Annotated in this window: 14 protein-coding genes; 5 read left to right on the forward strand and 9 right to left on the reverse strand. The window is 71.9% G+C overall.

The features are described from left to right. The first annotated feature begins 3 nt into the window (after positions 1-3). Positions 4-234, forward strand: a complete 231-nt coding sequence (locus tag OG841_RS33180; RefSeq protein ID WP_057613847.1) for a hypothetical protein — start codon at positions 4-6, stop codon at positions 232-234. On the opposite strand, the gene OG841_RS33185 is transcribed toward OG841_RS33180, so the two are convergent. Further along, complete coding sequence (locus OG841_RS33185; protein ID WP_371567724.1) at positions 235-1533, reverse strand: MFS transporter; 1299 nt, start codon at positions 1531-1533, stop codon at positions 235-237. Between the two features lie 51 nt (positions 1534-1584). Beyond that, positions 1585-2187: a hypothetical protein gene (locus tag OG841_RS33190; protein WP_328638013.1), complete on the reverse strand. Its 603-nt coding sequence runs from the start codon at positions 2185-2187 to the stop codon at positions 1585-1587. 167 nt (positions 2188-2354) lie between these two features. Here OG841_RS33190 and npdG point away from each other — a divergent pair, with 167 nt between their 5' ends. Together npdG and OG841_RS33200 are read left to right on the forward strand one after the other, a co-directional pair. Further along, positions 2355-3062 (forward strand): NADPH-dependent F420 reductase, encoded by a 708-nt coding sequence (npdG, locus tag OG841_RS33195; protein WP_371567727.1) that lies wholly within the window; start codon positions 2355-2357, stop codon positions 3060-3062. 4 nt (positions 3063-3066) lie between these two features. Beyond that, positions 3067-3303 carry a hypothetical protein gene (locus OG841_RS33200; RefSeq protein ID WP_307074843.1) on the forward strand — a complete coding sequence of 79 codons (237 nt, stop codon included), beginning with the start codon at positions 3067-3069 and terminating at the stop codon, positions 3301-3303. Here OG841_RS33200 and OG841_RS33205 read toward each other — a convergent pair. After that, positions 3288-4055: a site-2 protease family protein gene (locus OG841_RS33205; RefSeq protein WP_371567731.1), complete on the reverse strand. Its 768-nt coding sequence runs from the start codon at positions 4053-4055 to the stop codon at positions 3288-3290. The genes OG841_RS33200 and OG841_RS33205 overlap by 16 nt on opposite strands. 105 nt (positions 4056-4160) lie before the next feature. On the opposite strand from OG841_RS33205, the gene OG841_RS33210 reads away from it, so the two are divergent. Next, on the forward strand, positions 4161-4784 hold the full coding sequence (locus tag OG841_RS33210) for a DUF6578 domain-containing protein (RefSeq protein ID WP_328638010.1): 624 nt from the start codon (positions 4161-4163) through the stop codon (positions 4782-4784). A 138-nt stretch (positions 4785-4922) separates the two neighbouring features. Further along, on the forward strand, positions 4923-8324 hold the full coding sequence (locus tag OG841_RS33215; RefSeq protein ID WP_371567735.1) for an AfsR/SARP family transcriptional regulator: 3402 nt from the start codon (positions 4923-4925) through the stop codon (positions 8322-8324). Positions 8325-8343: 19 nt separating this feature from the next. Here the strand turns inward: OG841_RS33215 and OG841_RS33220 are convergent, their stop codons facing one another. From OG841_RS33220 to OG841_RS33245, 6 genes are all read right to left on the reverse strand, one after another. Further along, positions 8344-9159 carry an ABC transporter permease gene (locus tag OG841_RS33220; RefSeq protein ID WP_371567738.1) on the reverse strand — a complete coding sequence of 272 codons (816 nt, stop codon included), beginning with the start codon at positions 9157-9159 and terminating at the stop codon, positions 8344-8346. Beyond that, entirely contained in the window at positions 9156-10181 is a 1026-nt protein-coding gene (locus OG841_RS33225) for an ATP-binding cassette domain-containing protein (RefSeq protein WP_328638007.1), read from the reverse strand. The genes OG841_RS33220 and OG841_RS33225 overlap by 4 nt, the downstream gene beginning before the upstream one ends. Before the next feature lie 143 nt (positions 10182-10324). Then, the gene (locus OG841_RS33230) at positions 10325-11545 is read right to left on the reverse strand and encodes an MFS transporter (RefSeq protein WP_328638006.1); all 1221 of its coding nucleotides are present in this window, start codon (positions 11543-11545) and stop codon (positions 10325-10327) included. A 101-nt stretch (positions 11546-11646) separates the two neighbouring features. Then, positions 11647-12696: an endonuclease/exonuclease/phosphatase family protein gene (locus OG841_RS33235; protein WP_328638005.1), complete on the reverse strand. Its 1050-nt coding sequence runs from the start codon at positions 12694-12696 to the stop codon at positions 11647-11649. A gap of 220 nt (positions 12697-12916) precedes the next feature. Further along, on the reverse strand, positions 12917-13540 hold the full coding sequence (locus OG841_RS33240; RefSeq protein ID WP_328638004.1) for a TetR/AcrR family transcriptional regulator: 624 nt from the start codon (positions 13538-13540) through the stop codon (positions 12917-12919). 246 nt (positions 13541-13786) lie between these two features. Continuing rightward, a complete protein-coding gene (locus tag OG841_RS33245) occupies positions 13787-15373 on the reverse strand; it encodes an MFS transporter (protein ID WP_328638003.1) in 1587 nt (528 codons plus the stop codon). Positions 15374-15379 lie beyond the last annotated feature (6 nt).

Genomic DNA, 15379 nt, shown 5'->3' on the forward strand with positions numbered 1-15379 from the left:
GTCATGCCCTTGTTCAAGAAGCGCGCGGGCGGCAAGCCGGGCGAGTGGTACTACTGCCTGGAGCACAAGAAGGTCGAGGAAGGGCCCCAGTGCCCGGCCAAGGACCGGTTCGGGCCCTACGCGAGCCGCAAGGAGGCCGAGCAGGCGATGGAGACGGCACGCGAGCGCAACCTCGAATGGGAGAACGACCCCAAGTGGCACGACGCCCCGGCGGGGGGCCGGGAGGACGACTGATCACACCTGGGCCGCGGCTCTCTGGTCCCGCACCCGTGCCGCGTGCTTGTCCGTGCGTGCGTCGTAGGTCATCAGTTTCGGCAGGCACAGAGCCAGCAGGCCCACGGCGCCCGCGCACAGCACCCCGCCCGACCAGACCGACGTCCGCACACCCCACCACGAGGCGAAACCGCCGGCCCTGACCTGGCCGACCGTCGGGCCCACCGAGTACGACAGCAGTTCGATCCCGGCGAGCCGGCCGCGCAGCTCGTCCGGGATCGTCTGGTTCCACATGATCCCCCGGAAGATCCCGCTGACCATGTCACAGCCTCCGGCCACGGTCAGGAACAACAGCACCAGCCAGACGTTGCTCATGGTCCCGGCCGTCGCGATCGCCAAACCCCACAGGGCTGCCGAGAGGACGACCATCCGCCCGTGCCGGTGGATCCGCGCGGTCCAGCCACTGACCAGGCTCACCAGCAGCGCGCCGAGCGGGACACTCGCGTACATCAGGCCCAGCGACCACTCCGCGTCCAGCTCGTCCGCGAGGAACGGCAGCAGGGCCAGCGGCATCGCCAGGAACATCGCGGCGAGGTCGACGGCGTAGGTGCCGAGGAGTTCCTTGCGGCTCCAGGCGTACCGCGCGCCCTCCGCGATGGCCTTCAGCGACGGCTTGGCCGCCTCGTGGGAGGCGGGGGAGGCCGCGATCCGTACGACGAGGACGACGGACACGGCGAAGGTCAGCAGGTCCGCGCCGTACGCCCAGCCGAGGCCCGCGTAGGCCACCACCACGCCCGCCAGTGCCGGGCCCGCGACCCCGCCGACCGTCCAGCGGAAGGAGTTCAGCGAGGCCGCCGCCGGAAGGTGGTCGTGGGCCACGATCCGGGGCCAGAGGGAGTCGAGCGCGGGGCGCTGCACCGAGACCAGGGCGGAGGACAGGGCGGCGACGACGTACAGCGGCCAGACGGCGGGGTGCGGCAGCAAGGCGTTGAGCAGCAGGGCCACGCTCAGCAGGCCCTGCCCCACCTCCGTCCACACGATCAGCTTCCGCTTGTCCCACGCGTCCGCGAGCGCGCCGCCGTACAGCCCGAAGACGAGGAGCGGGATCAGCTCCACGGCCCCGATCGCGCCCACCGCCGCGGCCGAACCGGTCAGGTCCTTCAGCTGCACCGGCAGCGCCACGAAGGTCAGGAAGCTGCCGAAGTTCGAGATCAGCCCCGCGTACCACAGCCGCCGGAAGTCCCGGGAGGCCCGCCAGGGGGCGAGGTCGGGGAGCATGGCGCGAAGGCCGGAGGGGGGTTCGGGGGCGTCGTCGGTCACGACCGGTCATGGTCGGGGGAGGCATCCCGGTCCGGCAACCGCTTTTCGCGGCTACCAGCGGGCGGGAGGCGGCGCGGTCAGCTGGTCGGCCAGTCGCGACAGCCGGTCCCGGAATCGCCGCCGACCCCTGGGGGTGGGCACGGCGTTCTCTCCGGCCGCCGCGCTCACCAGGTGCTGCACGGTGTCCAGGTCCAGGTCCGTGCCCTCCGGTACGGCCAGCGACTCGTGGGCCATCGCGGCGAGTTCACCCTCGCCGGGACCGAGGGAGAGGATCGTCGCGCCGGCCCGTCGGGCGTCGTACACGTGCTCCAGAAGCGGGGTGTCCGGCCGGTCCGGGGACACCACCAGCAGGGTCTCGCCACGCCGGGCCGCCGCGAGCCGGCCAGGGCCGACCGACAGATGCGCGGGGTCGGTGGGGCGCGCGTTGTGGCGTACGAGCGTGGGGGCCAGCTCCGGTGTGCCCGACCAGGCGGCCTCGTCGACCAGATGGGCCGCCAGGTGCCACGGTTCGTACGCGGGCGTGCCGACCAGGAGCAGCCCGCCGCCGTGCGAGACCACGGACCCCCGCAGTACGCCCGCGAAGCGTCGCGTGGCTCCCCACCACTCGGTCCCGGCGAGCACTTCGCGCAGCAGCGCGACCCGTACGGCGTCCATGGGGTCGCATCCTGCCGCAAGCGGACGTCCGCGACCGGTGGTTCACCCCGAATTCGCCCGAACCGGGCAGAGAGCCACGGAGGACGACGGATCACCGTCGGGCGGGGGCCCGTGACCCCGCTCACCCGACCGGCCGGGGCGAGCGGGGCGGACGTAAAGTCGGGCCCATGACCTCTACCGACAGTGCTGCACAGAAGGCTCCCGCCAAGGACCCCTGGGACCTTCCCGACGTCTCCGGACTCGTCGTCGGCGTGCTCGGCGGGACCGGGCCGCAGGGCAAGGGCCTCGCCTACCGACTCGCCCGTGCCGGGCAGAAGGTGATCATCGGCTCCCGGGCCGCCGACCGCGCACAGGCCGCCGCCGACGAACTCGGGCACGGGGTCGAGGGCGCCGACAACGCCGAGACCGCGCGCCGCAGCGACATCGTGATCGTCGCCGTGCCGTGGGACGGCCACGGCAAGACGCTGGAGTCGCTGCGTGCGGAACTCGTCGGCAAGCTCGTCGTCGACTGCGTCAACCCGCTCGGCTTCGACAAGAAGGGCGCCTACGCGCTGAAGCCGGAGGAGGGCAGTGCCGCGGAACAGGCGGCGGCCCTGCTCCCGGACTCGCGGGTCACCGCCGCCTTCCACCACCTGTCGGCCGTGCTGCTCCAGGACCCGGAGGTCGAGGAGATCGACACCGACGTCATGGTGCTCGGTGAGGAGCGGGCGGACGTGGAGATCGTGCAGGCGCTGGCCGGCCGTATCCCCGGCATGCGCGGCATCTTCGCGGGCCGGCTGCGCAACGCCCACCAGGTGGAGTCGCTGGTCGCCAACCTGATCTCGGTCAACCGGCGGTACAAGGCGCACGCGGGGCTGCGGGTCACGGACGTGTGAGCCGATGGGGGACACTGGTCGGCGAAGCACCGCAGTGTCCCCCCGACAGGAGCCCATGGAAATGCCCCGCCTCGCCCTCTACGCCCTCGCCGTCTGCCTGCTCGCCGTCGCGGCGGCGGTCGTCTCCTTCACACAGGGCAGCTGGCTGGGGATCGTGTGGGTGCTGCTGGCGGGGCTCTCGTCCAACATGTGCTGGTACTACGTCAAGCGCGGCAAGGCCGACGCCTACCAGAAGCGGTAGAGGCTCCAGCCGTTCGACGCCTCCGCCTCGCTGACCCCGAGTCCGTTCAGGACCGCGTGGACCAGGTCGAAGAACACGCTGTTGATCTGCGGCACCCACAGCAGTGCGAACACGAACAGCAGGCCGAAGGGGGCGAAGGGCTCGATCTGGCGCTTGACGTCGTGCGAGAGCCAGGGCTCGATGATGCCGTAGCCGTCCAGGCCCGGGACCGGCAGGAAGTTCAGGATCGCGGCGGAGATCTGGAGCAGGGCGAGGAAGGCCAGCGCGTAGCGGAACTCCCGGGGTACGCCGTCGAGGGAGTCCAGCCAGAACGGGGCCGTGCAGGCGATCGCGAACAGGACGTTCGTGAGGGGGCCCGCCGCGGAGATCAGGCTGTGCCGCCAGCGGCCGCGGATCCTGTCGCGTTCGATGAACACCGCGCCGCCGGGCAGCCCGATGCCGCCCATGATCACGAAGATGACGGGGAGCACGATGCTGAGCAGGGCATGGGTATAGGCGAGAGGGTTGAGGGTCAAGTAGCCCTTCGCCCCTATTGAGATATCGCCACTGTGCAGGGCGGTGCGGGCATGCGCGTACTCGTGCAGACAGAGGGACACGATCCAGGCGCCGGTCACGAACAGGAAGACGGCGATGTCCGTCCGCTCGGCGAATCCGGTCCAGGTGGCCCAGCCCGTCACCGCCGTCACGGCGACGATCCCGATGAAGACCGGGCTGATCCGCCGGTCGCTGTGGCGGGTGGTGGCGGTGGTCATGGGGCTCCCTGGACTGGACCTGCGCGCGGTGGGACGGCCCGACGGTACCGGGCCCAGGTGAAAACGTCTTGGGGCGGGGCGGAGGTTCCGTGGAAGGGTGGGGACATGGGGCTGTGGCATGTGTTCTACGCGGATTGGCAGCTGGAGTGTTGCGGTACGCCGTTCTCGGTGGGGGAGGAGGTGCGCTGGCCGCTGCTGTTCCATGCCGCCGCCGACGTCCTCGGGGGCGGCTGGCGGGACCAGCTCACCGAGCTCGCGGGCCCGGTGGAACAGGGCGCCGAGCGGGTGCTGCGGGACCGCAACGGCCTGGTCGTCGGGGTCGGGGAGAGTGCTGCGGCACCGGGCGGCTCGGACCGGCTCGTCGGGCTGCTCACGGTCGAGACACACGGCGGCCGGCTGCCCGAGGTCCGCGGCCAGGTGCGGTGCGTGCAGGTCGTGACACAGGAGTACGGCGAGACGGAGCCGGGTTCGAGGACCTGGGAGCCGGTGCCGGGGCGCCGCTCGCTGCGGTCGGTGGACGCGAGCCCGAAGTGGTTCGCCGGCGGCGGGGACGCGCGGTCCGAGGCGGGGATCGTGGTCACCCTGGAGGTCCCGGACACGGACTCGGCGTTGTCGCACACCGTCCGCAGGACCCGGGGCATCCCGCCCGGCTCGCCGCCCGGTACGGAGACCGAGGGCCTGCCGGCCGACGAGCTGGCCGCGCTGCTGGCAGGGCTGAGCAGGGCGTGAGTCCGTGGGGCCGCGGCCGCGTGCACTGCGACTGCCCGGACCCGGACCGGCCCCATCCATCCGAGGGCGTACGACCCGTCAACACCCCGCGAGCGGAACCCCGTGACCGGCCCCGACCACACCGGAGACAATGCACCCGTGCGCTATCGCATCCTCGGCACCACCCAGGCACTCCGTCCCGACGGTACGTCCGTCCCGGTCGGCGGCACGCGGCTGCGCGCGCTGCTGACCGTGCTCGCTCTGCGGCCCGGCCGTACCGTCCCCGTGAGCCTTCTCGTGGACGAGGTGTGGGGTGACGACCCGCCGGCCGACGCGACCGGCGCGCTGCAGGCGCTGGTCGGGCGGCTCAGGCGCGCGCTCGGGGCGGATGCGATCGCCTCGGTGGAGGGCGGCTACCGGCTGACGGCGGGGCCGGACGACATCGACCTGCACCGTTTCGAGCGGCTCGCCGGCGACGGCATGCGGGCGCTGGCCGACGGTGACCCCGCGAAGGCGGCCGTGGTCCTGGACGACGCCCTCGCTCTGTGGAGGGGTCCGGCCCTGGCCGATCTGCCCGACCGTACGGCCGAGGCGGCGCGCGCGGCGGCCCGCCGTCTGGACGCCCTGCGCGCCCGTCACACCGCCGCGCTCGCCCTCGGCCACGCCGACCAGTCCCTCCCCGAACTGACCGCCCTCTGCGACACCCACCCCCTCGACGAACCCCTCCAGTCCCTGCGTCTGCGCGCCCTGCGCGACACGGGCCGCACGGCGGAGGCGCTGGCGGCGTACGAGTCCGTACGGCAGATCCTCGCGGACCAGTTGGGAGCGGACCCGGGCGCCGAACTGCGGGCGTTGCACGGGGAGTTGCTGCGTCCGGAGCCGTCCGCCGCGGACGGCCGGGGCGGACTGGGCGGCCAGGGCGGAAAGGACAGCCGGGTGTCCGGCGTCGGCTTCGGGCGGAGCGGGGCGACCGGGTCCGGTCAGGAGGGCGGTCGCGGATCCGCCGCCGACGCCGCTCGTCCGGCCGCCGTTCCCACTCCGCCCTCCGGCAACCTCCGTGCCCGTCTCACCTCCTTCGTCGGCCGGGAAGCCGACATCGATGCCATCCGCGAGGACCTCGCGGCCGCACGGCTCGTCACGCTGCTCGGGCCGGGCGGGGCCGGCAAGACGCGGCTTTCGCAGGAGGCCGCCGAGGCGGTGGGGGACGTGGTGCGGGACGGGGTGTGGCTGGCCGAGCTCGCGCCGGTCGACGACCCGGACGCCGTGCCCGAGGCCGTGCTCACCGCCGTCGGTGCCCGCGAGACCGTGCTGTACGGCGCCGGTGCCGAGGCGATGCGCGCCGCAGGGAGCGAGCGGCTCGACGACCCCGTCGAGCGGCTCGCCGAGCACTGCGGCCGGCGCAGCATGCTGCTGATCCTCGACAACTGCGAGCACGTGGTCGACGCGGCCGCCCGTCTGACGGAGACGCTCCTGGAGCGCTGTCCCGGGCTGACCGTCCTGGCCACCAGCCGTGAACCCCTGGGCGTACCGGGGGAGTTGCTGCGGCCCGTGGAGCCACTGCCCGAGCCGGTCGCGCTGCGGCTGTTCGCCGACCGGGGGGCCGCGGCCCGGCCCGGTTTCCGGGTCGATGGCGACGAGGGGACCGCGGCGGCCTGTGCGGAGATCTGCCGGCGCCTCGACGGGCTGCCCCTCGGTATCGAGCTCGCCGCCGCCCGGCTGCGGATGCTGACGCCACGTCAGATCGCCGACCGGCTCGACGACCGCTTCCGGCTGCTCACCTCCGGCAGCCGTACCGTGCTGCCCCGCCAGCAGACCCTGCGGGCCGTCGTCGACTGGTCGTGGGACCTGCTCGACGGCGAGGAACGGGACGTCCTGCGGCGGCTGTCGGTGTTCGCCGGCGGCTGTGATCTGGCCGCCGCCGAGGCCGTCTGCGGGCCCGCCGCGCTGGACGCGCTCGGCTCGCTCGTCGACAAGTCGCTTGTGGTGGCCGCTCCTTCGGGGGAGGGCGAGATGCGCTACCGGCTCCTGGAGACCGTCGCCGAATACGCCGGCGAGCGCCTCGACGAGACGGACGGCTCGCGCGCCGACGCCGAGCGCGCGCACCTGGCGTACTACCGCGAACTCGCACGCACCACCGACCCGTTGCTGCGCGGACCGAGCCAACTCACCGCCATCGAGCGCCTGGAGCGCGAGTACGAGAACCTCCGCACCGCCCTGCGTCGTGCCGTCGCCGACCGCGACGAGCAGGAGGGGCTGTGCCTGGTGCTGTCACTGGCCTGGTACTGGCAGATGCGTGACCTGCGCATCGAGGCCCGCAACTGGTCCCGCGACGTCCAGGGCCTCGGCCCCGACCCCTTCACCGAGCCGGTCCGCCCCGCCGCGCCGGTGTGGGAGCGCTGCACGGACACCCCGCCGCCGTGGACAGGCGAGGTGCTGGAAGAGGCCCGGCGCGGCGCGCACCTCGTCCATCTCGCCTGCATGGACACCGAGTTGGACGCCTGGCAGAACCAGCACGCGCAGGCGAAGCTGCGGGCCATCGCCGCCACCTACGAGCCCGGCATGGCGCAGACCTGCCGGATGCCGGGCTCCCTGTGGTTCTTCGCCATCATGCTCACCGGGGACATGGAGCGGCTGCGGAAGGTCATCCAGGCGACCGTCGACACCTGCCGGGCCACCCCGGGCTACGACTGGGAGCTCGCCGCGGCCCTCCAGTGGCGGGCCAACCTGCTCGCCAACCGCTCCGACTGGGCCGGCGACGCCATCCAGGACGCCGAGGAGGCGCTGGAGATCTACGAGCGGATCGGCGATCTGTGGGGCACCGCCGAAGCGCTCTCCGCACGTGCCGAAGCCCATGAGCGCAAGGGCGAGTGGCGTGCGGCCGCCGACGACTACGAGAGCGCGATCGAGCGGGCCGAACAACTCGGCGCCCGCGCCCAGAAGTCCGTGCTCAACGCCCGGCTGGGCAGCGTGCTGCTGGAGACCGGGGAGGCCGAGCGCGGCGAACTGCTGCTGCGCGAGGTGATCGCCGACCAGGACGGCGCCCGCAACGAGGCGATGCCCGCCTCCCGGATGTTCCTCGCGGGCCGGCTCGGCCTGACCGGCCGGATTCCCGAGGCGCGCGAGCAACTGCGGCTGCTGCGTGAGCAGTTCGGCATCGCCCACTTCGTCATCTTCGACGCCTTCATCCTCGGCTCGGAGGCCTGGCTGGAGGCGATCGACGGCTGCTACGAGGAGTGCCTGACGCTGACCCGCCGGGCGCTGGAGAAGTCCGAGGACCCGCTGGCCCTGACTATCGCCCCGCACATGCGCACCATGTACCTGCACACCGCCGGGCTCGCCCTCGCCGGGGCCGACGGCGGCGCCCGTGCCCGCGACGGAGCCCGCTGCCTCGGGGTCGGGGACGCGCTGCTGCCGCGCAACCATGTCCCGACGACCGTTGAGCGGACCGTGCGGGGCGACGCCGAGCGGGAGTTGCGCGCGGTGCTCGGCGACGCGGCCTACGAGTCGGCGTACGCGGAGGGCGACGGCCTCTCCCCGCAGGAGGCCGCCGCCCTGGTGTGACGCGCACCGACGCCGAACGTCAGTTCTTCGTACGGAACTTGTGAATCGCGTACGGTGCCGCCACCGCCGTGATCGCCGCCGACCAGCCGAGCGTCACCCACAGGTCGTGGGCGACCGGGCCGCCCACCATCAGCCCGCGGGCCGCGTCGGCGAGCGTGGACAGCGGGTTGTAGTCGGTGAAGTGCTGGAGCCAGCCTGGCATCGAGTTCGTCGGCGCGAAGATCGAGGAGCCGAACTGGAGCGGGAACAGCACCAGGAAGCCCATCGCCTGCACGGACTGCGCGTTCTTCAGGATCACGCCCAGGGTGAGGAACACCCACATGATCGAGGAGGCGAACACGGCCGACAGGCCGACCGCCGCGAACAGCCCGGCCCAGTGATGGATGTCGAAGCCGACCAGGACGGCGACGATCATCAGCACGGTGGTCGCGAACAGCATCCGCAGCAGTTCCACGTAGATCTTGGCGAACAGCACCGAGCCGCGCCCGATCGGCAGGGACCGGAAGCGGTCCATGACACCGGAGTTGAAGTCCTGGCTGAAGCCGGTGCCCACGCCCTGGGACAGGGTCATGCTCATCATCGCGATCATGCCCGGGATGACGTACTGGACGTATCCGTCCTGCCCGCCGCCCAGGGCCTGTCCGATCGAGCCGCCGAAGACGAAGACGAACAGCAGGGTGAAGACGACCGGCATCAGTATGGCGTCGAACATCGACTCCGGGTCCTGCCGGATCCACAGCAGGTTGCGGCGGATGAGGGCGCCGGTGTGCCGGAGATGCCCGCGCAGCGGGATCCGGGCGTCGGCGTCGATCGTGGTGGCGGTTGCGGCGCTCATACGGCGACCTCCTCGCGGGTGTCGGTGGGGACGGTGTCCTGCGGGGCACTGGCGCGGTGGCCGGTGAGGGACAGGAACACCTCGTCCAGGCTGGGCAGTTCGGTCGTGATGGAGGAGAGGGTGATGCCACGCGCGGTGACCGCGCCGACCACGGCGGTCAGCTGCTCGTCGCTGAGGATCGGGACGATGACGGTGGCGCTCTCGGTGTCCACGGTGGAGGTGGCGAGCCCGGTGATGCCGAGCTCGTCGATCCAGCCGGCGAGCGGCTGCAGCTGCAGCGGGTCGACGGGCCGTACCCGCAGCGAGCGCCCGCCGACCTTCGCCTTGAGCTCCTCGATGGCGCCGTCGGCGATGACCTTGCCGTGATCCACCACGGTCAGCTCGGAGGCGAGCTGCTCGGCCTCCTCCATGTACTGGGTGGTCAGCAGGACGGTGACCCCGTCCCCGACCATCCGCTTGACCTCGGCCCACACCTCGTTGCGGGTGCGCGGGTCGAGACCGGTGGTCGGCTCGTCCAGAAAGAGCACCTGGGGCCGGCCGATCATCGAGGCGGCGAGGTCGAGCCGGCGCCGCATACCGCCGGAGTAGGTACTCGCCGGCCGCTTCGCCGCGTCCGTGAGCGAGAAGCGCTCCAGCAGTTCGTCGGCCCGGGTGCGGGCCTCCTTACGGGGCAGGTCGAGCAGCCGCCCGATCATGTAGAGGTTCTCCCAGCCCGGCAGCTTCTCGTCCACCGAGGCGTACTGCCCGGTGAGCCCGATGACCCGCCGCAGCTGACGGGGCTGCCGTACGGCGTCGTACCCGGCGACGGTGGCGTGCCCGGCGTCCGGGGAGAGGAGGGTGGACAGAATGCGTACGAGGGTGGTCTTGCCGGCGCCGTTCGGCCCGAGCACACCCATCACGGTGCCCTCGCGCACGTCCAGGTCGACGCCGTCCAGCGCCTTCGTCTCGCCGTAGTGCTTCACCAGCCCCCGCACGGAAACGGCGGAGTCCCCGCTCTTGGGGTTCTTGTCGATTCGCGTCATACCGAGGACGGTGCCAGCCCCCACCGACAAACCACCGACAGGCCGCCTACACGGGCCTACAGGACGCCGACAGAGCAAAAGAGACAGAGCAAAAAAGGAGGCGCCCGGCGTGCACCGGGCGCCCCTTCGCGTCGTACGACCGCTCAGTACCGTACGGCTTCCGCCTGCTCCGGCAGATGGGTCGCGACCACACGCTCCCGCCCGGGCGACACGTCCACGCGCCGCCGGTCCACGACCGCGGCCACCGCGGCGACCCCGAGGCCGAGCACGGCCAGGGCCGCACCCGTCAGCGCCGGGGACGTCGCGCCGAGGCCCGCGGCCAGGGCGAGGCCGCCGATCCAGGCGCCGCCGGCGTTGGCCAGGTTGAAGGCGGCCTGGTTGGCGGAGGAGGCCAGGGAGGGGGCGGCCGAGGCCTTCTCCATGACCATCAGCTGGAGCGGGGAGCCGGTCACGAAGGCCGCCGTGCCCAGCAGCACGACCGCCACCGCCGCGCTCCACTGCGCCGACATGAGTACCGGGAACAGGGCCAGGACCACGATCAGCGAGGTCAGGCCGCCGAACAGGGTGCCGCGCAGCGAGTGGTCGGCGAGCCGTCCGCCGACCAGGTTGCCCGCCGTCGCGCCCACGCCGAACAGTGCGAGCAGCAGCGTCACGCTGGAGTCGGCGTAGCCGGCGGAGTCCGTGAGCATCGGCGTGATGTAGCTGTACGCGGAGAACAGCGCGCCGAAGCCCGCGACCGTCGTGCCGAGCGCCAGCCAGACGGGCACCGACTTCAGGGCGACCAGTTCGCGGCGCAGGCCCACCGCGGGGGCGTGCGCGTGGTCGTGCGGGATGAGGAGCGCCAGCGAGGCTATCGCCGCCAGGCCGATCGCGCTGACGCCGAGGAAGGTCGCCCGCCAGCCCAGGTGCTGGCCCATGAGCGTGGCGACGGGCACGCCCGCGATGTTGGCGAGGGTCAGGCCGAGGAACATCAGGGACACCGAGCGGGCCTTGCGCTCCGGCGCCACCATGCCGGTGGCGACGACCGCGCCCACCCCGAAGAAGGCACCGTGCGGCAGTCCGCTCAGGAAGCGGGCCGCGAGCAGCCAGTGTTCGCCGGGGGCGAGGGCGGAGAGCGCGTTGCCGGCCACGAACAGGCCCATCAGGCCGATGAGGACCTTGCGACGGGACATCCGGGCGGTGACCGCGGCGAGCAGCGGGGCGCCGATCACCACGCCCAGCGCGTACGCCGAGACCAGATGACCGGCGGTGGGGATCGAGATGCCGAGGTCGCTTGCGACGTCGGGCAGCAGGCCCATCATCACGAATTCGGTGGTGCCGAGACCAAAGGCGCCGACGGCCAGTGCGAGCAGGGCCAAGGGCATGAAGAGCCGAGCCTTTCAGGGGAGAGCGGAGTTCCGTACGCGTGTATGTTCAAGTACGGAACAAACCTGCCCGGGCCCGGTATTCCAGGGGCTGCCGTGGGCTACGACGAGGTGGCGAGGCTCACACGGGCCGCCACCGGCAGATGGTCGCTGCCGGTCTCGGGCAGCGTCCACGAGCTCACCGGCTCCACGCCCTGCACCATGATCTGGTCGATCCGCGCCATCGGGAACGACGCCGGCCAGCTGAACCCGAAGCCGCTGCCCGCCGCGCCCTGCGTGGAGCGCATCTGGGAGGTGACGGCGTTGAGCGCGCGGTCGTTCATCGTGCCGTTGAGGTCGCCGAGCAGGATCTTGCGCGGGAGCTTCTCGTCGGCGATGGCCTCGCCCAGTGCGTCGGCGCTCTTGTCGCGCTGCCGGGCGGTGAACCCGGCCTCCATCTTCACCCGCACGGACGGCATGTGGGCGACGTAGACCGCGACCTGCCCGTCCGGGTCGGCCACCGTGGCCCGCATGGCCCGGGTCCAGCCCAGCTTGATGTCGACGGCCTTCACGCCGGTCAGCGGGTACTTGCTCCACAGCCCCACGGTGCCCTCGACCGCGTGGTACTTGTACGTCGACGCCAGCGCCTTCTCGTACACCGGCACCGCCGAAGCGGTCAGCTCCTCCAGGGCGACCACGTCCGCGCCGGAGGCGGCCACGTCCCGGGCGGTGCCGGACGGGACGGGGTTGTCGGCGTTGACGTTGTGGGTGGCCACCGTGAGGTCGCCCCCGGTGGCGGACTTGTCGGAGAGCAGCCCGCCGAAGAGGTTCAGCCACACGGCCGCCGGGAGCAGCACCGCGATCAGCGCGGTGGCGGACCGGCGGAGGAAGCCGCACAGGAGCAGCACCGGGACGAACAGGCCCAGCCAGGGCAGGAAGGTCTCGATGAGACTGCCGAGGTTGCCGATGGCGTTCGGGATCTGCGCGTGCAGCAGCATCACCAGCGCGAGGATCACCGCGAGGGCGGTCAGGACGAGACCGCGGCGCCAGATCCTCCGGTCACCGCGCCAGCCCTCGAGTGGGCGGCCGAGCAGGCGCCGGAACCGGTCTCTGCGGTGCTCGGGTCCCGAGCCGCCTTCCGCCGTTTCCGTCACGTATGCCTGCTGCGCCATACCGTCGCCTCACTACCTGCCGTGCAGCCGTTCGCCCCGTTGCCGTGGGGTCTCAGACCCCCGTACGACCCTAGGGGATGATCGGCCTCCATCTCGTCGTCCCATGACGACCGTACGGGGGCGATGACGTACAAGTCGCCTTTCCGAGTTCCCTGTCGCGATGGGGAAAGCGCCCTCTGTGACGAAACGCGCACATGCGGACCGCGGGTCCGGGCCGGCCCTAGGAACTGACGGGGCGTAGGCCTTCCAGGACGGTGTCGACGATCTGTTCCGAGAGGCCCTCCGGCAGCGCGGCGTTGGGCTGCATGATGGTGCGGAAGAGCATGGGGCCGATGAACAGGTCGTTGACCAGCTCGACGTCGATGTCCGTGCGGAGCTCGCCGTTGGCCTGCCCCCGGCGCAGGATGGCGACCTGCTTGCGGCGCCGGGGCGCGATGACGATCGCGTGGTAGGCGTCCCACACCTTCGGGCTGCTCTTCATCTGGGCGAAGACACTGTGCAGCAGCGCCGAGGAACGGGTCATCAGCCCGCGCTGGCGCAACTGCTCGAGCAGCGCCACGAGATCGTCGCGCATCGAGGTGCCGGGCAGTTCCGCGTCCGGGGGCTCGGCGGTGCGCACGACATCGACGAAGAGCTCCTCCTTGCCGTTCCAGCGGCGGTAGATGGTGGCCTTGCCGACGCCCGCGGTACGGGCGATGCGCTCGATGGACAGTTCGGCGAGCGGCACGCCGTCCTCGAGCAGCTCGATGACGGCCTCGATGATGGACCGCTCCACGGCCTCACTGCGGGGCCGGCCCCGTACGGGCCCCGTCTGCCTGCGCTGACTCTCGGCGAGGCCGCTCACGTCGCTTGGTCCTCTCTGTGGGATGAGGATGATTCTCCCTGCCCTACGGCGGCGCGGAGGGGCGGGGTTCGGCCGTTGTCCAGAACGGGACCGGTCCGAGCCCGCGCCGGTCACCTCCTCGTTTCCCGGCCCCGACGCGTTGGGCCGGCGGCCCCGTATCTCTCGGGCGTTACCTCGGTGCCGCCGCGTCCGGCTGCTACCGGCTTCCTGCTTCCGTCCGGCCCGGGCGCCACCGCCCCGGCCGGGTCACTCGCTCGCGGGTACCAAGTCCTGTTCCTCCTGTCCCTGCTGAGGCTCCGTCGGCCGGCCCGGCAGGAACAGGGCCACCACGACGGCGCCGACGAGGGCCACGCCCGCTCCGCACAACGCGGTGACGTGCATCGCGTGCAGGAAGGCGTCGTTGGCCGGGCCGACCAGGGCGTCGCCCCGGGGGCCGAGCTTCGCGGCGACGCCGAGGGTGGCCTCGATGGACTCGCCCGCGGTGTGCCGTACGCCTGCCGGAACCAGCGCGAGATGGGACTCGATGCCGTTGCGGTAGGCCGTGGAGAGCACCGAGCCGAGGACGGCGATGCCGAGCGCGCCGCCGACCTGCCGGAAGGTGTTGCTGAGCGCGGACGCGGAGCCGGCCTTCTCGCGCGGCAGGGCCTGCATGATGACGACGCTGGTCGGCGTCATGATGTGCGCCATACCGGTGCCCATGAGGAAGAAGATCACCTCGAGGAGCCAGATCGGCGTGTCCGCCTCCAGCCCGGCGAACGCGACCAGCATCGCGGCGATCAGCAGCATGCCCCCCGTGGTCGTCGCCCGGTTGCCGAAGCGGTCGACGACCAGCCGGGCGCGCGGTGCGAAGATCAGCTGCGCGGCGGCCAGCGGCAGCATCAGCAGACCGGTCTGCAGCGGCGAGTAGCCCCGCACGCTCTGGGTGTAGAAGACCGAGAAGAAGGTCACGCCCATCAGCGCGAAGAACACCAGCCCTATGGCGCCGATCGCGGCCGAGAAGACCTTGTTCTTGAAGTAGGTGACATCGATCGACGGATGGTCGCTGCGCTTCTCGAACACCACGAAGGCGACGAGCACGGCGAGACCTGCACCGATGGTGGCCAGCACGGTCGCGTCCGTGAAGTCGGCGAGCTGACCGCCCTTGATGATGCCGTAGACGAGCAGGACCAGGCCGATGACCGACAGCACGACACCGACGGGGTCGATCCGGCCGGGGTTCGGGTCACGGGAGTCGGGCACCAGCCACAGCATCAGCCCGAGGGCGAGCACCACGATCGGCACGTTGATGAGGAAGACGGAGCCCCACCAGAAGTGGTCGAGGAGCACACCGCCGGTGATCGGCCCGATGGCGATGGCGAGTCCGACGCCACCCGCCCAGATGCCGATGGCCTTCGGCTGCTCCTCGCGCTCGAAGACGTTCATCAGGACGGCGAGCGTGGCCGGCATGACGAACGCCGCGCCGAGGCCCATCAGCGCGCGGAAGGTGATCAGCTGGACCGGCGATCCGGAGAAGGCGGCGAGGGCGGAGCCGGCGCCGAACACGACCAGACCGCCCAGCAGCACCTTCTTGCGGCCGAGCCGGTCGCCGAGCAGGCCCGCGGTGAACAGCAGGCCCGCGAAGACCAGGGTGTAGGCGTTGATCGCCCACTCCAGCTCGCTCTGGGTGGCGCCCAGGCCGGTCGGCGCGGGAGTCGAGATCGTCTTGATCGCGACGTTCAGGATCGAGTTGTCGAGCACCACGATCAGCAGGCTCAGCATCAGCACGCCGAGAATTGCCCAGCGGCGCCGGTGCACCGCTTCCGGTACCCGGGAGTCAGGGACTGCGGTAGTCATGCGATC

This window comes from Streptomyces canus (assembly GCF_041435015.1).
Lineage (GTDB): Bacteria > Actinomycetota > Actinomycetes > Streptomycetales > Streptomycetaceae > Streptomyces > Streptomyces canus_G.